15 protein-coding genes are annotated in these 15,999 nt (G+C 67.7%); 10 read left to right on the top strand and 5 right to left on the bottom strand.

Annotation, left to right across the window (positions count from 1 at the left end; all coding sequences use genetic code 11):
• Positions 1 to 2 precede the first annotated feature (2 nt).
• The 4 genes from C2U58_RS10550 (at position 3) to C2U58_RS10535 (ending at position 4,741) form a co-directional block, all read left to right on the top strand.
• Complete coding sequence (locus C2U58_RS10550) at positions 3 to 1,007, top strand: TraB/GumN family protein (protein WP_102945806.1); 1,005 nt, start codon at positions 3 to 5, stop codon at positions 1,005 to 1,007.
• 72 nt (positions 1,008 to 1,079) lie between these two features.
• A complete protein-coding gene (locus C2U58_RS10545; protein ID WP_102945805.1) occupies positions 1,080 to 1,535 on the top strand; it encodes a BLUF domain-containing protein in 456 nt (151 codons plus the stop codon).
• 228 nt (positions 1,536 to 1,763) lie between these two features.
• A complete protein-coding gene (locus C2U58_RS10540; RefSeq protein ID WP_102945804.1) occupies positions 1,764 to 3,071 on the top strand; it encodes a nucleotide sugar dehydrogenase in 1,308 nt (435 codons plus the stop codon).
• Between the two features lie 47 nt (positions 3,072 to 3,118).
• Positions 3,119 to 4,741 carry an FMN-binding glutamate synthase family protein gene (locus C2U58_RS10535; RefSeq protein WP_102945803.1) on the top strand — a complete coding sequence of 541 codons (1,623 nt, stop codon included), beginning with the start codon at positions 3,119 to 3,121 and terminating at the stop codon, positions 4,739 to 4,741.
• A 74-nt stretch (positions 4,742 to 4,815) separates the two neighbouring features.
• Here C2U58_RS10535 and C2U58_RS10530 read toward each other — a convergent pair whose 3' ends face one another.
• Both C2U58_RS10530 and C2U58_RS10525 read right to left on the bottom strand, forming a co-directional pair.
• Complete coding sequence (locus tag C2U58_RS10530) at positions 4,816 to 6,069, bottom strand: TIGR03862 family flavoprotein (protein WP_102945802.1); 1,254 nt, start codon at positions 6,067 to 6,069, stop codon at positions 4,816 to 4,818.
• A 5-nt stretch (positions 6,070 to 6,074) separates the two neighbouring features.
• Positions 6,075 to 6,515 carry an FKBP-type peptidyl-prolyl cis-trans isomerase gene (locus tag C2U58_RS10525; RefSeq protein WP_102945801.1) on the bottom strand — a complete coding sequence of 147 codons (441 nt, stop codon included), beginning with the start codon at positions 6,513 to 6,515 and terminating at the stop codon, positions 6,075 to 6,077.
• A gap of 63 nt (positions 6,516 to 6,578) precedes the next feature.
• Between C2U58_RS10525 and C2U58_RS10520 the strand changes: the two genes are divergently transcribed.
• The 4 genes from C2U58_RS10520 to C2U58_RS10505 all read left to right on the top strand — a co-directional run bounded on the left by C2U58_RS10520 (position 6,579) and on the right by C2U58_RS10505 (position 9,390).
• Positions 6,579 to 6,944 carry a DUF6164 family protein gene (locus C2U58_RS10520; RefSeq protein ID WP_102945800.1) on the top strand — a complete coding sequence of 122 codons (366 nt, stop codon included), beginning with the start codon at positions 6,579 to 6,581 and terminating at the stop codon, positions 6,942 to 6,944.
• 20 nt (positions 6,945 to 6,964) lie between these two features.
• Positions 6,965 to 7,711 (top strand): sulfurtransferase, encoded by a 747-nt coding sequence (locus C2U58_RS10515; RefSeq protein ID WP_102945799.1) that lies wholly within the window; start codon positions 6,965 to 6,967, stop codon positions 7,709 to 7,711.
• Positions 7,712 to 7,801: 90 nt separating this feature from the next.
• Positions 7,802 to 8,803, top strand: coding sequence for an LLM class flavin-dependent oxidoreductase (locus tag C2U58_RS10510; RefSeq protein WP_102945798.1), 1,002 nt, complete (start codon positions 7,802 to 7,804; stop codon positions 8,801 to 8,803).
• Between the two features lie 86 nt (positions 8,804 to 8,889).
• Positions 8,890 to 9,390: a pyridoxamine 5'-phosphate oxidase family protein gene (locus C2U58_RS10505; protein WP_102945797.1), complete on the top strand. Its 501-nt coding sequence runs from the start codon at positions 8,890 to 8,892 to the stop codon at positions 9,388 to 9,390.
• A 74-nt stretch (positions 9,391 to 9,464) separates the two neighbouring features.
• Here C2U58_RS10505 and C2U58_RS10500 read toward each other — a convergent pair whose 3' ends face one another.
• Together C2U58_RS10500 and C2U58_RS10495 are read right to left on the bottom strand one after the other, a co-directional pair.
• On the bottom strand, positions 9,465 to 10,124 hold the full coding sequence (locus tag C2U58_RS10500; RefSeq protein ID WP_102945796.1) for an exopolysaccharide biosynthesis protein: 660 nt from the start codon (positions 10,122 to 10,124) through the stop codon (positions 9,465 to 9,467).
• Positions 10,108 to 11,421: a hemolysin family protein gene (locus C2U58_RS10495; RefSeq protein ID WP_102945795.1), complete on the bottom strand. Its 1,314-nt coding sequence runs from the start codon at positions 11,419 to 11,421 to the stop codon at positions 10,108 to 10,110. The genes C2U58_RS10500 and C2U58_RS10495 overlap by 17 nt, the downstream gene beginning before the upstream one ends.
• A gap of 281 nt (positions 11,422 to 11,702) precedes the next feature.
• Between C2U58_RS10495 and C2U58_RS10490 the strand changes: the two genes are divergently transcribed.
• Positions 11,703 to 12,329, top strand: a complete 627-nt coding sequence (locus tag C2U58_RS10490; RefSeq protein ID WP_070207259.1) for a DUF47 family protein — start codon at positions 11,703 to 11,705, stop codon at positions 12,327 to 12,329.
• 13 nt (positions 12,330 to 12,342) lie between these two features.
• Positions 12,343 to 13,464, top strand: a complete 1,122-nt coding sequence (locus C2U58_RS10485; protein ID WP_102945794.1) for an inorganic phosphate transporter — start codon at positions 12,343 to 12,345, stop codon at positions 13,462 to 13,464.
• A 625-nt stretch (positions 13,465 to 14,089) separates the two neighbouring features.
• Here the strand turns inward: C2U58_RS10485 and parE are convergent.
• A complete protein-coding gene (parE, locus tag C2U58_RS10480) occupies positions 14,090 to 15,979 on the bottom strand; it encodes a DNA topoisomerase IV subunit B (RefSeq protein WP_102945793.1) in 1,890 nt (629 codons plus the stop codon).
• Between the last annotated feature and the right edge of the window lie 20 nt (positions 15,980 to 15,999).

The following is a 15,999-nucleotide window of genomic DNA, read 5'->3' as shown; positions in this document are numbered from 1 at the left end:
GCATGGCCCGGGCGATCGCAGCAGGCGTCCTGCTGGCGGGGTTGGCCTGCGCCGGCCTGTCCGAGGGCAGGGCGCAATCGTCGCCGCCGGAGGTGGTCGACCTGGCCCCGGTGGTGGTGTCCGGGGTGCAGCCCGGGCCCGGCATGTGGCAGGTGCGCAACGCCCAGGGCCACACCCTGTGGATCCTGGGCACGGTGTCGCCATTGCCGGCCAGGCTGGACTGGCGCGCCGACGAGGTCGAGGCGGTGATCGCCAGTGCCGACGCGGTACTGGGTTCGCCGGGCTGGTCGCTGGATGCCAACGTCGGCTTCTTCGGTCGGCTGACCCTGCTGCCGTCCGCGATGAAGGCCGCGCACGATCCCGAAGGGCGGCGCCTGCAGGACATTCTTCCCGCCGATCTTTACGCGCGCTGGCAGCCCCTCAAGCAGCGCTACCTCGGTCGCGGCGATGGCGTGGAAAAAGACCGACCGCTGGTGGCGGCGACACGGCTGTACGCCGCCGCGCTGGATGAGGTCGGACTGACCCCGCGTTCGGGCGTGGGAAAACAGCTGTCGAAGGCCTACAAGCGACGCGGGTTGACGCCGGTCGTGACCAAGGTCGAGATCAAGGTCGACGATCCGCGCAAGGCATTGAAGGAAGTGCGCGCCAGCACGCTGCAGGACGTGACCTGCCTGCAGCGCACGCTGGACGTGGTTGAACACCAGTTGCCGCTGCTGGTTGAACGCGCCAATGCATGGGCCGTAGGCGACACCGAGGCGTTGCAGCAGCTCGCATTGAAGAGCCAGTACGACGCCTGCGTCGGCGCCATCGCCAGCAGCGAGCTTGGACAGCGACGTGGCATGACCCAGCTGGACGCGCGCGCGTCCGCGAAGTGGCTGGCCGCCGCACGCGACGCATTGGCCCGCCACCCGGTGACCTTCGCCACGGTGCCGGTGCATTCGCTGGTCGAGCCGGGGGGGTATCTCGACCGGCTGCGCCAGGCCGGCTACACCGTGCAGTCGCCTTGAGCATCTGGCCGCGCGTCTTTTCCACCGCGCGCGCTTCATGGCATAGTCGTCTGGACAACACCGGGGGTGCATATGGCATTGCACGCGTTCGCCTACGTCAGCGAAGCGGTCGAAGGAATCGACGGGTCGGACATCGACCGCATACTCGCCGCCGCATCGAGCTTCAACAAGGTCACCGGTGTCACGGGTGTCCTGATGTTCGACGGCCAGCGCTTCCTGCAGTACCTGGAAGGGCCGGACGATGGCGTGGCCTCGGTCGAACAGCGGGTCTTGAACGCCCGCAGCCACCTGCGCGTCCGCGCGCTGGCCCGTGGCGAAGTGGCCACCCGCCATTTCCCGCGCTGGACCATGGCGTCTTCCCGGATCGACCCGGAGGTGATGAGCGCGATCGTCGATGCCGAGTGGCTGGGCTTCAGCGCGGCCCCACCGGTGGAGGGTCAGCGGCGGGTGGGTTTCGCACGCCTGCTGGAACTGTGGACCGGCGTTTCCGGCGAGCTGGAGCCGGCCGCGGTGACCCTCGGTTCGTGATTGCGTGCGCGCCGTAACAGAAAGATCACAGTGCAGCGCCTACGATGTGTCTACCAGCTGTGACCGGTCCGGGGGAGGCCCCCGGGGTTGTCTGAAAGGGTAGTAACCGCAGCTGGACCACTTTGTTGGCCGTCGTCCGTACTCTCCGCGGGCGGCGGCTTTGTTCTTTGTAGGCCTGCCTGCGACACGTTAGGCTTGTCGCACCTGCATCCTGCCTCCTGGCCACGAATGACCGAATCCAACCTGCCGTTCCCGCACGCGGCCAGCGCCGCCGCGCAGGCGCGCATCTGCGTCATCGGGCTGGGCTATGTGGGCCTGCCGCTGACCGTGGCCTTCGGCGCGGTGCAGCCGACACTGGGCTATGACATCGACGCTGCACGGGTCGCCGAGCTGCAGCAGGGCCGCGACCATACCCTGGAGCTGGAACCGCAGGAACTGGCGGCCGCGGTGCACGCGCGCTACAGCGCCGACCCCGACGACCTGTCCGACTGCAACGTCTACATCGTCACCGTGCCGACGCCGATCGATGCACACGAGCAGCCCGACCTCGGCCCGCTGCGCGCCGCCAGCATCCTGATCGCCAGCGTACTCAAGCGCGGCGACCTGGTGATCTACGAATCCACCGTGTATCCGGGCACCACCGAAGAAGTGTGCGTGCCCCTGCTGGAAGCCGGCTCGGGCCTGCGCTTCAACCAGGACTTCCACTGCGGCTACAGCCCGGAACGGATCAACCCGGGCGACCGCCAGCGACGCCTCGCGGACATCCGCAAGATCACCTCCGGCTCCACCGCCGAAGTGGCCGCGGTGGTCGACGCGCTGTATGCGCGCATCATCCATGCCGGTACCTGGCCGGCGCCGTCGATCCGCGTGGCCGAAGCGGCCAAGGTGATCGAGAACATCCAGCGCGACGTCAACATCGCGCTGGTCAATGAACTGGCGTTGATCTTCGACCGGCTCGGCATCGACACCCAGGACGTGCTGGACGCGGCCGGCAGCAAGTGGAACTTCCTGCCGTTCCGGCCGGGCCTGGTCGGCGGGCACTGCATCGGCGTGGACCCGTACTACCTGCTGCACAAGTCCGAAAGCGTGGGCTACCACCCCGACCTCATCCACACCGCGCGCAAGGTCAACAACCGGGTCGGCGCGCACGTGGCTCAGCGGGTGCTGGCGCTGCTGCAGGCGCGGGGCCATGCGTTGCCGCACGCGCGCGTGCTGGTGCTGGGCGTGACCTTCAAGGAGAACTGCCCGGACCTGCGCAACAGCCGCGCGCTGGAGCTGGCCCAGGCCCTGCAGGACGCCGGTGCCCAGGTACAGGTGCAGGACCCGTGGGTGGGCCCGGCCACGCTGCACGGCAGTGGCCTGCACTGGGTGGACGCGCCGGACCCGCAGGGCTACGACGCGGTGGTGCTGGCGGTGGCGCATGACCGGTTCCGGAGCATGGACCGCGCCGCGATCCAGGCGCTGCTGCGCCCGGGCGGGGTGGTGTACGACGTGAAGTCTGTCTGGCCGCGCGACGTGGTCGACGACCGGCTGTAGACCGGAACGGTTGTAGACTCCGCCGCATGTGTTGATTGAGGAACGCCATGCACCGGTACCTGGCCTACGTGCTCGCCATCCTGTTGTTCCCGCTCTGCGTCTGGCTGGCCACGATCTGGCCGGCCTGGTACTGGGGCGTGGGGATCACCGCGGCCATGGTCGTGATCGGCACCTGGGACCTGGTCCAGAAGCGCAGCACGCTGCGCCGCAACTACCCGGTGCTGGCCCACTTCCGCTATGGGCTGGAATCGATCGGGCCGGAGATCCGCCAGTACTTCGTGCAGAGCGACCTGGAAGACGTGCCGTTCTCGCGCCAGCAGCGCGCGCTGATCTACCAGCGCTCCAAGAATGAAATGGACGTGGTGCCGTTCGGCACGCTGCGCAGCACCTATGCGGTGGACTACGAGTGGATCAATCACTCGCTGGCGCCCACTGAAGTAGCCGACCATGACTTCCGCGTGCTGATCGGGCCGAACTGCGCCAAGCCGTATTCCGCGAGCGTGTTCAACATCTCGGCGATGAGCTTCGGCTCGCTCTCCGCCAATGCGATCCGCGCGCTCAACGAAGGCGCGCGACGTGGCGGGTTCTACCACGACACCGGCGAAGGCTCGATCTCGCCGTACCATCGCGAAATGGGCGGCGACCTGGTGTGGGAAATCGGCTCGGGCTACTTCGGCTGCCGCGACGAACACGGCGCTTTCAGCGAAGAGCGGCTCGTGGCCAACGCCAACACCGACCAGGTGCGCATGATCGAGATCAAGCTGTCGCAGGGCGCCAAGCCTGGCCACGGCGGCGTGCTGCCGGCGGCCAAGGTCAGCGCCGAGATCTCGGTCACGCGCGGTGTGCCGATGGGCGTGGACTGCGTGTCGCCGTCGAAGCACTCGGCGTTCAACACGCCGGTGGAACTGCTGCAGTTCGTGGCGCGGCTGCGCGAACTCTCCGGCGGCAAACCGGTGGGATTCAAGCTTGCGATCGGACATCCGTGGGAGTGGTTCGGCATTGCCAAGGCGATGCAGGAAACCGGGCTGCTGCCGGACTTCATCGTGGTCGACGGCGCCGAGGGCGGCACCGGCGCGGCACCGGCGGAGTTCATCGACCATGTCGGCGTGCCGATGCACGAGGCGCTGCTGCTGGTGCACAACACGCTGGTCGGGCTGGACCTGCGCGACCGCATCCGGGTCGGCGCGGCCGGCAAGGTCAGCAGTGCGTTCGAGATCGCCCGCACCATCGCGCTGGGCGCGGACTGGTGCAACGCCGGTCGGGGTTTCATGTTCGCGCTGGGCTGCATCCAGTCGCTGAGCTGCCACAGCGACCGCTGCCCGACCGGCATCGCCACCCAGAATCCGAACCGCTGGCGCCACCTGGACGCGGCCGACAAGGCCACCCGCGTGCACAACTACCACGAGAACACGCTGCGCGCGCTGCGCGACCTGCTCTGTGCGGCCGGCCTTCAGCACCCGGCCGAGCTGGGCCCGGAGCACATCGTGCGTCGCGTCTCCCCGGTCGAGATCCGATCGCTGGCCTCGCTGTACCGCTACCTCAGTCCCGGTGAACTGCTGCGCCGCGTTCCCGACCATGCCGTCTTCCACGACTTCTGGTCCGACGCCCGCAGCGACTCGTTCGAGCCGCCCGCACGCATCCGGGCATTGAGAAACAGCAAATCGCGGTAGCGATTTGCGGTAGTGCCGGCCGCCGGCCGGCTCCTCGCGGTCCTGCATCGTGCGGAGCCGGCCGGCGGCCGGCACTACGGTTGGACGCGACTCAAATGGTCGATGACCCCACGCCCAGCCCGCATCCCGCTCGCAAAGCACGCCGTCAACAGGTACCCGCCGGTCGGCGCTTCCCAGTCCAGCATCTCACCGGCACAGAACGTGCCGGGCATCGCGCGCAGCATCAACTGCGCATCCAGGGCCTCCAGCCGCACCCCGCCAGCGGTGCTGATCACCTCGGCAATCGGACGCGGCCGCAGCAGCGACAGCGGCAGGCGCTTCAGCGCGGTGGCCACGGACTCGGCCGGCAGGTCGCCCGCCTGCTTGCCCAGCACCTCGAACAGCAGCGCCGACTTCACCCCGCCCAGGCCCAGCTGGCGACGCAGGTGCTCGCCGAAGCTGCGGCCTTGGCGCGGCTTGCGCAGCTTCTCCAGCACCTGCGCTTCGCTCTGCCCGGGCAGCAGGTCCAGCTGTACGACCACCTCGCCATCGCGCGCCAGCGAGTCGCGGAGGTCGGCCGCCATCGCGTACACCAGGCTGCCTTCGATGCCGTCGGCGCTGATCACGCATTCGCCCTGCTGCGAACGCGGCTGGCCGTCCAGCGCGGTCCAGTGGGCCACCACCGGCTTGAGCGGCGCACCGGCCTGGCGTTCGCGGAAGTAGGGCGTCCAGGCGATGTCGAACCCGCAGTTGGCCGGCTTGATCGGCGCGATTTCCACGCCGCGCGCGGCCAGCGGTGCCACCCACGCCGCATCCGAGCCGAGCTCGGGCCAACTGCCGCCGCCCATTGCCAGCACCACGGCATCGGCCTGCACGCGCGCCACGCCCTCCGGCGTATCGAACCGCAGCGCGCCGTCCGCGTCCCAGCCGGTCCAGCGGTGCTGCACATGGAAACGCACCCCGGATTCCTTCAGGCGGCGCACCCAGCCGCGCAGCAGCGGCGCGGCCTTGCGGTCCATCGGAAACACCCGGCCGGAGCTGCCGACATAGGTGTCGATGCCGAAGCCCTGCGCCCACGTGCGCAGCGCGGGGCCGTCGAAATCGGCGAGCCACGCGCCAACCTCCGCAGCGCGCTCGCGGTAGCGCGCCACGAACACGTCCAGCGGATCGGAATGGGTCAGGTTCAGGCCACCCTTGCCGGCGATCAGGAACTTGCGCCCGGGCGAGCCCTTGGCCTCGTACACGTCCACGGCATGGCCGGCGGCGCGCACGGTTTCGGCCGCCATCAGCCCGGCCGGGCCGCCACCGATGATGGCAACGCGTCGCATCGCGGGTACGGCTTCGTCCATGCCGGTCAGCGCGGCTTGACGTCAAGCAGCTCCACGTCGAACACCAGCGAGGCGTTCGGCGGGATCGGGCCGGCGCCGGAGGCGCCGTAGCCGTATTCGGCGGGGATCATCAGAGTGCGCTTGCCGCCGACCTTCATGCCGGCAAACCCTTCATCCCAGCCCCGGATGACCTGGCCCTTGCCCAGCCCGAAGCTGAACGGCTCGCCGCGGTCGACCGAGCTGTCGAACTTCTCGCCGTGCTTGTCGGCCGCTTTCTCGTCGTACACCCAGCCGGTGTAATGGACCACGATGGTGCTGCCCGGGGTGGCCTCGGCGCCGGTGCCGGGCTGGGTGTCGATCTTCTCGAACGCGGCGATGCTGCCACCCGGCGGCGGGCCGGGCGGGGTACAGGCGGCCAGCAGCGAGAGCAGCGCGGGAACCAGCAGGAATTTCGGCAGACGACGCATGGGCGGCACCGGTGGTAAAGGGGGACGCAAGGGTAGCGCATCGCCGGGCGCTATCATGGGCGCATGTCGAAACTGCTGCTCAACCTGCGCAACGTCGCGGACGATGAAATCCAGGACGTGACCGCCCTGCTGGACCAGGCGGGCATCGCCCATTACCGGACCGAGCCCAGCCCCTGGGGGATCTCGTTCGGCGGCATCTGGGTCCGTGATGACGCCGACCAGCCACGGGCCAAGGCGCTCATGGCCGAGTACCAGCAGGCGCGCAGCGTGCGGGTCCGTGCAGAGCGCCAGGCCGCCTTGGCCGATGGCAGCGCGGAGACCTTCGGCACGCTGCTGCGACGCCGCCCGCTGTTCGTGGTGGCGGTGCTGGCCGGCATGCTGGCCGCCGCCGCCCTGGTGCTGCTGCCGTTCGTGCTGCTGCGCGGGTGAGCGCGGGGTAAAATGGGCGGATGATCGCCAATACCGCCGCCTACCACTTCACCCCCGTTGCCGACCCGGACGCGCTGTGCGCCACGCTGCTGGCGCGCGCCGAGGCCGCCGACCTGCGGGGCACGGTGCTGGTGGCGGGGGAGGGCATCAACCTGTTCCTGGCCGGCAGCGAAACGGGCATCGACGGCTTCTACGCCACCTTGCACGCCGATCCGCGCTTCGCCGGGATGCGGGTCAAGACCAGCTACAGCCGGATGCAGCCGTTCGCCCGGCTCAAGGCCAAGGTCAAGCCGGAGATCATCAGCTTCCGGATCGATGACGGCCAGCCGCTGGCCTATCCGCGCGCGCCCTCGGTAGACCCGGCTACGGTGCAGCGCTGGCTGCGCCAGGGCCACGACGATGACGGCAAACCGGTGGTGATGCTCGACACCCGCAACACGCAGGAGATCGAGTTCGGTACCTTCCAGGACGCGCTGGTGCTGCCGATCACCAAGTTCACCGACCTGCCTGAAGCCCTGGCCCCCCACCGCGACGCGCTGCGCGACAGCACGGTGGTCAGTTTCTGCACCGGCGGCATCCGCTGCGAAAAGGCCGCGCTGTGGATGCGCAACGACGGCATGGACAACGTGCTGCAGCTCGAAGGCGGCATCCTCGGCTATTTCGAGGCGGTTGGCGGCGAAGGCTACGACGGCCGCTGCTTCGTCTTCGACGAACGCGTGGCGCTGGACCCGGCGCTGAACCCCATGGTCGATCACGCCGCGGAATGACCCGCGCGGGAATCAGCATCCCGCCAACGCCCATGGAATCGGCCGCTGGGCACCCCATCTCAGGTGCATAACCTGGAATGGAACGCGTCCATGCAATTGTCGATTCTCGATCTGGCCCCGGTCTGCGAAGGCAGCGACACCACCGGCGCCTTCGCCAACATGCTCGACCTGGCCCAGCACGCCGAAGGCTGGGGCTACCACCGCTACTGGTTGGCTGAACACCACAACATGCCTGGTATCGCCAGCGCTGCCACGGCGGTGCTGATCGGGCACGTGGCCGGCGGCACCCAGCGGATCCGGGTCGGCGCCGGCGGCATCATGCTGCCCAACCACTCCCCGCTGCAGGTGGCCGAGCAGTTCGGCACGCTGGCCTCGCTGTACCCGGACCGGATCGACCTCGGCCTGGGCCGCGCGCCGGGCACCGACCAGCCGACTGCACGTGCGCTGCGCCGTTATTTCGACAGCGCCGACCAGTTCCCGCAGGACGTGCGCGAACTGCTGCACTACTTCGAACCGGCCCAGCCGGGGCAGGCGGTGCGCGCGGTGCCGGGTGCCGGTATTCCGGTGCCGGTGTGGCTGCTGGGCTCGAGCCTGTTCAGTGCGCGCCTGGCCGCTGCGATGGGCCTGCCGTTCGCCTTCGCTTCCCACTTTGCGCCCGACGCAATGGATGAGGCGCTGGCGGTGTACCGCCGCGAATTCCGTCCTTCCCAGTACCTGACCGCGCCGTATGCGGTGCTGGGCCTGAACGTAGTCGCCGCCGAATCCGAAGCCGAAGCCAAGCGCCTGTTCACCACGCAACAGCAGAGCTTCGTCAACCTGCGGCGCGGCAAGCCCGGCCTGATCCCGCCGCCGATCGACGACATCGAGGCGTTCTGGCAGCCGCACGAAAAGCTGGGCGTGCAGAACGCGCTGGCCTGTGCGGTGGTCGGCGACCTGCGCCAGGTCAGCGAAGGGATGGCTGCGTTCGCCGCGCGGCACAAGCCGGACGAACTGCTGCTCACCGCCAACATCTACGATCACGGCGCGCGTAAGCGTTCGTTCGGGTTGGCTATGCAGGCGTGGCAGTCCGCGCAGCGCACCGCCACGCTGTGACCTGCGAAGGCGACGTGACCAATCGGTTCACGTCGCCATTCCGGCATTTCCGGTGAGATGAAGCTCCCAAATGCAGGAGCTTCACCATGGCCGAGCACGATCGCCAGCAGCACATCAAACAACTGGCCGAACTGATCCGCGGCGTGGACATCGCCATGTTCACCACCACCGGCGTCGACGGCCGGCTCTACAGCCGTCCGCTGGGCACCCAGGAAGTCGAGTTCGATGGCGACCTGTGGTTCGCCACCGCCGCCGACAGCCCCAAGGTGGCCGAGATCGCGCTCAATCCGCGCGTCAACGTGGCCTACGCCTCGCAGTCGAAGAACACCTATGTGTCGGTCGCCGGCGTCGCGCGCGTGGTCGACGATCGTGCCAAGGTCGAGGAACTGTGGTCGCCGCCGATGAAGCTGTTCTTCCCGGGTGGCAAGGACGATCCGAACCTGCGCCTGATCCACGTCAGCGCCGAGTCGGCCGAATACTGGGACGGCCCGGGCACGCTGCTGGGCAAGGCGCTGAGTTTCGTGTTGTCGGCAGTGACCGACGAGCCGGGCGCGTTGTCGGACAACGGCGTAGTAGATCTTCGCTAGGGTCAATACCGGTAGCGCCGGCCGTTGGCCGGCCCAGGCGGTCCGTGGGCCGGCCAACGGCCGGCGCTACCGTGTCAGAACCACTTCTGGAACAACTCCGTCAGGTACTGCACCAGCTGCCCCGAGCTGAAGCTGAAGAACAGCACCGCTGCGATCGCGCCGATCCAGTTGACCAGCATCAGCGTGCCGTCCCGTTCCAGCAGCGCCAGCGAGAACAGCAGCAGCTGGAATCCGAACAGATAGTTGGTGAACGGGATCGGCAACGACAGCAGCACGCCGGTCAGGATCAGCAGCAGCCCGGTGAATGCATGCGCCGGCAACGGCACCAGGAACCACGAACGCCGCGGCTTCAACATGCGGTCCAGGCGCCGCAGTGGCCCGTCGATCCGGGCCAGGAACCTGTGCATGGTGCCGCGTCGCGGCCCACGATTGGCAATGAAGCCCGGCAGCCAGGGCCGTCGCATCCCACACAGCATCTGCGCGCCGATCAGGACCACCAGCGGTCCGCTGACCGCGCCGCCGATCCCCGGAATCGGGATGAACGATGGCAGGATCGCAACGAACAGGAACACCCCGAACGCGCTCTGCTGCAGGCCCTGCAGGATCTGGCCAAGGCGCAGGCGCTCGTCCGGGTCGCCATGGTCGAACATCGCCAGCAGGGTGCGGATGCCCTCGTTCTGGTACTCGGGCCGGCGCTGGTCCGGCCCCGACGGCGGATCAGCCGGTGAGTTCATCGCTCTCCTCTTCGGCCAGGGCGCGCATCAGCAGCTTGTCCACGCGCGCGCCGTCCAGGTCGACGATCTCGATGCGCCAGCCGGCCCAGTCGAAGTACTCACCCGCATGCGGGATGCGGCCGAAGTAGTGGATGCACATGCCGGCCAGGGTGTAATAGTCGCCGTCTTCCGCGTCGGGCAGTTCGGCATTGCCCATCAGTTCGCGCAGGTCTTCGATCGACAGCGAGCCGTCCACCAGCAGCGAGCCGTCCTCGCGGGTCACCACCAGGGCGTCCTCGTCGACGTTCTCCACCGACTGCATGCGGCCGACCACCGCGCCCATCAGGTCGCTGATGGTGACCAGGCCCTGGATCTCGCCGTATTCGTCCACCACCAGCGCCATCGATTGCTGCTCTTCGCGGAAGATCTCCAGCAGCTTCATTGCGTGGGTGGATTCGGACACGTACAGCGGCTCACGCAGCTGCTGGAACAGCGAGTGTTCGTCGCGCACCAGGCGGGTGACCAGGCTCTTCACTTCGAGCACGCCGACGATGTCCTGGTCGTTGCCGCGGTACACCGGGTAGCGCGAGAACTCATGCTCGCGCATCGCCGTCAGGTTCTTCTCGGCGTCGGCCTGGGTGTCCAGCCAGGCGATCCGGTTGCGCGGGGTCATCAGGCTGTCGGCGGTGCGGTCGCCCAGGCGCATCACGCGGTTCATCATGTCGCGCTCATGCGCGTCGATCACGCCGGCCTCGTGGCTTTCGGCCACCAGCATGCGGATCTCTTCTTCGGTGACGCTGGCCGCTTCATCGCTGCCCAGGCCGAGCAGGCGCAGGACCAGGCGGGTGGTCTTGGACAGCAGCCAGACGAACGGGAAGGCCAGCTTGGCCAGCCAGCTCATCGGCAGGGCGACCAGGCCGGCGATGTCTTCCGAACGGGTCAGGGCCAGGCGCTTGGGCACCAGTTCGCCGAAGATCAGGGTGACGAAGGTGATCAAGGTGACCGCCAGGCCCTTGCCGACCAGTTCGGCATGGCCGAAGCCGGGCATCAGGCCCTTGATCCAGCTGGCGATGGCCTCGCCGATGGCGTCACCGCCGAGCAGGCCGGTCAGCACGCCGATCACGGTGATGCCGATCTGGACGGTGGAAAGGAAGCTTTCGGGCTTCTCGGACAGCTCCAGGGCCTTCGCGGCACGCTTGGAGGAGCCGGCCATCTGCTTCAGGCGGCTCTTGCGCGAGGTCATGACCGACATCTCGGACATGGCGAAGAACCCGTTGAGCAGGATCAGGGCGAAAACAAGCAGGATCAGTTCAAACACGGGCGTCGTCCCCGGTTGGTGGCAGGGAGGGCGTGTTCAAGCGGCGGCGGCTACCGGGCCAGGTCAGGCCTGGCGGGCGCGGCGGGGGGTAAGGGTCGTCGTCCATAGAGTGCACCCGAAGGTGCCCGCGCATCTTAACAAAAGCCGGGGGGAGGGAAGCAAACAGGGTCGTTCAGGGAGCCCGGAGACGGTGTGAAGACGACGGGAGTACCCAGTTTGGACATCAAACCGTCATAATTCCGCCCGGTGCCGTCCTTCCTCGACGGCGAATAGGTTTCTCAATGTTCTCTCTGCAGACCATTTTCGGCTCCGGCAAACAGTTCTACACCCTGCTGGACGAGGCTGCCCAGGCCGCCCACGACAGCGCCAAGGCGCTGCATTCGATGCTGCGCGAAGCGGACCGCCAGCCGGCGCTGGACGCGTTCAAGCTGGCCCGCCTGCGCGAGCGCGCGGCGTCGGACAAGATCAGCCAGGCGCTGGTGGACAGCTTCATGACCCCGATCGAGCGCGAGGACATCGAAGCGCTGGGTTCGGCGCTGTACAAGATTCCCAAGCAGGTCGAGAAGTTCGCCGACCGCTACTCGCTGGCGACCAAGCACCTGGAGCACATCGACTTCGCGCCGCGCGCGGCGATGCTGGAGCAGGCGGCCAGCGTGGTGGTGGAGATGGTCAGCGACCTGCGCCACATGAACCTGGACCGGATGACGGCGCTCAACGAGAAGCTGCGCGCGCTGGAGAACGAAGCGGACCGGCTGATGCTGGAGCTGTACCGCGACATCTATTCCGGTCGCCTGGACAACCTGCAGATGTTCCTGCTCAAGGAGTTCTTCGAGATCCTGGAAAAGGCCATCGACCGCTGCCGCGAGGCGGGCGTGGTGGCGTACCAGATCGTGCTGAAGAACAGCTGACGGACGCCACAGCATGCTGACCCTCGTTCTGGTGGTGATCCTGGCCGCGCTCGTCTTCGAGTTCATCAACGGCTTCCACGACACCGCCAACTCCATCGCCACGGTAGTGGCGACCAAGGTGCTCTCGCCCGGCTGGGCGGTGATGCTGGCCGCTTTCATGAACCTCATCGGCGCGCTCACCGGCACGGCGGTGGCACTGACCATCGCGTCGGGCCTGATCAACACCAACGTGGTCGACGTGACGCCGCAGGTGATCCTGTGCGCGCTGCTGGGCGGCATCATCTGGAACCTGATCACGTGGTGGAAGGGACTGCCGTCCTCGTCCTCGCACGCCTTGATCGGTGGCCTGTGCGGTGCGGGCCTGGCAGCGGCGCACAACAACTGGGACGCGCTGATCTGGTCCGAGCGGATCGGCACGTGGGCACAGAACAAGGGCCTGCTGTGGAAGGTGTTCCTGCCGATGATCACCTCGCCGATCGCGGGCTTCCTGCTCGGCATCCTGGTGATGCTGCTGCTGTGGGCGATCATCGCGGGCATGGCCAAAGCCGGTGGCTGGCTGGGCCGGATGGCACGGCCGCGCATCGTCAATGCGTTCTTCGGCAAGGCGCAGATCGTGTCGGCGGCCTACATGGGCTTCGCGCACGGCCACAACGATGCGCAGAAGACGATGGGCATCATCGCGATGACGCTGATCGGCGCGGAAGCGACCGGTGCGCTGAACGACCTGCCGTCGTGGCTGGCGTTCATGCACCCGGACGCGCACGCGGGCGAGGGCATCGCGATGTGGATCGTGCTGACCTGTGCGGTGGTGATGGCGGCCGGTACGGCGTCGGGCGGCTGGAAGATCATCAAGACGCTGGGCCACAAGATGGTCAAGCTGCACCCGATCCACGGTTTCGCGGCGGAAACCAGCTCGGCGACGATCCTGACCCTGGCCGCGCACTTCGGCATGCCGGTCTCGACCACGCACAGCATCTCCACCGCGATCATGGGCGTGGGTTACGCCAAGAACCCGCGCTCGCTGCGGTTCGGCGTGATCGAGCGCATCGTCTGGGCCTGGATCCTCACCATCCCGGCCGCCGGCGGCTGCGCCTACCTGATCCTCAAGCTGTTCGAGCTGTTCGGCTGGGCCTGATCGGTCTGGTCTAAGCCACAAAAAAACCCGGCTCCGGCCGGGTTTTTTGTGTTCGACCCGGTAGTGCCGGCCGCCGGCCGGCTCCTCGGATTGCATGAGATCCGGTAGAGCCGGGCTCTGCCCGGCTCGCTGTTGGATTCAGGCGAACAGCCCTCGGCGGAGAGATTCCCTGGTGTTGGGCCGGCGGGTGGGGGGTACGGGACACGCCTTAAATCTCCCGTTAGGCTCGGGCGGCACATCCATGTGCCTTCACGGTCCCGTACCCCCCACCCGCCGGCCCATCGACCGTGCGTCGGCAGCCATGGGAAAAGCCGGTGTGTCGACCGATGGTCGACACGTCGGCCGACTGCCGGCGCCCGCGTTTCCCGTGGCCACCGGCCCACTGTCAAAGGGTCGCCCGGGGTCGGTTTGCGGGGGACTCGGCGCCATGGATGGCGTCCGCGTAGCCTACACGGACGTACTTGCGGCGACCCCGCAAACCGGCACCGGGCGGCCCAAGCCAGGGAAGCCGCGCACCCTGCGGCTGTTCGCCTGAATCCAACAGCAGCCGGGCAGAGCCCGGCTCTACGGTCGTCAGCCAATACCGGGCAACAAAAAACCCGCCGAAGCGGGTTTTTCGTAGCCCTCAGACTTCCAGCGAAGCCAGGTCGCCCTTGTTCTCCAGCCACTGCTTGCGGTCGCTGGCGCGCTTCTTGGCCAGCAGCATGTCCATCAGCGCGCTGGTCTGCTCGCCGTCGTCGATGGTCAGCTGCACCAGGCGGCGCGTATCCGGGTGGATCGTCGACTCGCGCAGCTGCTGCGGATTCATTTCGCCCAGGCCCTTGAAGCGCGTCACGCTGACCTGGCCCTTGATCTTTTCCCGCTCGATCTTGTCCAGCAGCGAACGCTTTTCTTCCTCGTCCAGCGCGTAGAACACCTGCTTGCCCACGTCCACGCGGAACAGCGGCGGCATCGCCACGAACACGTGGCCCGCGTCCACCAGCGCCGGGAAGTGCTTCAGGAACAGCGCCGTCAGCAGCGTCGCAATGTGCAACCCGTCCGAGTCCGCGTCCGCCAGGATCACCACCTTGCCGTAACGCAGCCCGGTGATGTCCTCCTTGCCCGGATCGCAGCCGATCGCGATCGCCAGGTTGTGCACTTCCTCCGACGCCAGCACGCTGCCCGACGACACCTCCCACGTGTTCAGGATCTTGCCGCGCAGCGGCATGATCGCCTGGAAGTCCTTGTCGCGCGCCTGCTTGGCACTACCGCCCGCCGAGTCGCCTTCCACCAGGAACAGTTCCGTGCGCGACAGGTCCTGGCTGATGCAGTCCGCCAGCTTGCCCGGCAGGGCAGGGCCCTGCGTGACCTTCTTGCGTACCACCAGCTTCTCGGTCTTCAGGCGCGCACTGGCACGTTCGATCGCCAGCTGCGCGATCTGCTCGCCCAGCGCCACGTTCTGGTTCAGCAGCAAGCTGAAAGCGTCATGCGCCGCGCCCTCCACGAACCCCGCCGCCTGGCGCGACGACAGCCGCTCCTTGGTCTGCCCGCTGAACTGCGGGTCGGTCATCTTCAGCGACAGCACGAACGAGACCCGGTCCCAGACATCTTCCGGGGCCAGCTTCACCCCGCGCGGCAACAGGTTGCGGAAGTCGCAGAACTCGCGCAGCGCCTCGGTCAGGCCCGTGCGCAGACCGTTCGCATGCGTACCGTGCTGCGCGGTCGGAATCAGGTTCACGTAGCTTTCCTGGACCAGCTCGCCTTCCGGCAGCCACGCCACCGCCCAGTCCACCACCTCGGTGTCCTTCTTCAGCGACCCCACGAACAGGTCCGCCGGCAGCATCTCGCGCTCGCCCAGCTCCGCCTTCAGGTAATCGCTCAGGCCGTCCTCGAAATACCAGGTGTCCTGCTCGTCGGTGGCCTCGTCGCGCAGCTTCACGGTCAGGCCCGGGCACAGCACCGCCTTGGCGCGCAGCAGGTGGCGCAGCGCCCGCAGGTTGTACTTGGGCGTATCGAAGTACTTCGGGTCGGCCCAGAAGCGCACCCGGGTGCCGGTATTCTTCTTGCCGACGCTGCCCACCACTTCCAGCGGCGTGGCGCGGTCGCCGTTGCGGAAGGTGATGCGGTGCTCGCTGCCCTCGCGCTTGATGTGCACTTCCACCAGCGTCGACAGCGCATTGACCACGCTCACGCCCACGCCGTGCAGGCCGCCGGAGAACGTGTAGTTCTTGTTGCTGAATTTGCCGCCCGCATGCAGCCGGGTCAGGATCAGCTCCACGCCCGGGATCTTCTCTTCCGGGTGGATGTCCACCGGCATGCCGCGGCCGTCATCGCTGACCTCGCAGCTGCCGTCCTTGTACAGGGTGACCTCGACCGTCCGGGCATGCCCGGCCAGGGCCTCGTCCACGGCGTTGTCGATCACTTCCTGCGCCAGGTGGTTCGGGCGGGCGGTGTCGGTGTACATGCCGGGACGGCGCTTGACCGGGTCCAGGCCAGACAGGACTTCAATATCGGCGGCGTTATAACGGGTGTTCATCGGTCTTCAGATTGCGCAAA

The organism is Stenotrophomonas sp. VV52, assembly GCF_002893095.1.
Lineage (GTDB): Bacteria > Pseudomonadota > Gammaproteobacteria > Xanthomonadales > Xanthomonadaceae > Stenotrophomonas > Stenotrophomonas aracearum.
This window is presented reverse-complemented; position numbering and strand designations above follow the sequence as displayed.

Excerpts from the sequence above, each read along its gene's own strand:
- C2U58_RS10550 (WP_102945806.1), top strand. The coding sequence starts at position 3 with ATGGCCCGGGCGATCGCAGCAGGCGTCCTGCTGGCGGGGTTGGCCTGC.
- C2U58_RS10545 (WP_102945805.1), top strand. The coding sequence starts at position 1,080 with ATGGCATTGCACGCGTTCGCCTACGTCAGCGAAGCGGTCGAAGGAATC.
- C2U58_RS10540 (WP_102945804.1), top strand. The coding sequence starts at position 1,764 with ATGACCGAATCCAACCTGCCGTTCCCGCACGCGGCCAGCGCCGCCGCG.
- C2U58_RS10535 (WP_102945803.1), top strand. The coding sequence starts at position 3,119 with ATGCACCGGTACCTGGCCTACGTGCTCGCCATCCTGTTGTTCCCGCTC.
- C2U58_RS10530 (WP_102945802.1), bottom strand. The coding sequence starts at position 6,069 with ATGGACGAAGCCGTACCCGCGATGCGACGCGTTGCCATCATCGGTGGC.
- C2U58_RS10525 (WP_102945801.1), bottom strand. The coding sequence starts at position 6,515 with ATGCGTCGTCTGCCGAAATTCCTGCTGGTTCCCGCGCTGCTCTCGCTG.
- C2U58_RS10520 (WP_102945800.1), top strand. The coding sequence starts at position 6,579 with ATGTCGAAACTGCTGCTCAACCTGCGCAACGTCGCGGACGATGAAATC.
- C2U58_RS10515 (WP_102945799.1), top strand. The coding sequence starts at position 6,965 with ATGATCGCCAATACCGCCGCCTACCACTTCACCCCCGTTGCCGACCCG.
- C2U58_RS10510 (WP_102945798.1), top strand. The coding sequence starts at position 7,802 with ATGCAATTGTCGATTCTCGATCTGGCCCCGGTCTGCGAAGGCAGCGAC.
- C2U58_RS10505 (WP_102945797.1), top strand. The coding sequence starts at position 8,890 with ATGGCCGAGCACGATCGCCAGCAGCACATCAAACAACTGGCCGAACTG.
- C2U58_RS10500 (WP_102945796.1), bottom strand. The coding sequence starts at position 10,124 with ATGAACTCACCGGCTGATCCGCCGTCGGGGCCGGACCAGCGCCGGCCC.
- C2U58_RS10490 (WP_070207259.1), top strand. The coding sequence starts at position 11,703 with ATGTTCTCTCTGCAGACCATTTTCGGCTCCGGCAAACAGTTCTACACC.
- C2U58_RS10485 (WP_102945794.1), top strand. The coding sequence starts at position 12,343 with ATGCTGACCCTCGTTCTGGTGGTGATCCTGGCCGCGCTCGTCTTCGAG.
- parE (WP_102945793.1), bottom strand. The coding sequence starts at position 15,979 with ATGAACACCCGTTATAACGCCGCCGATATTGAAGTCCTGTCTGGCCTG.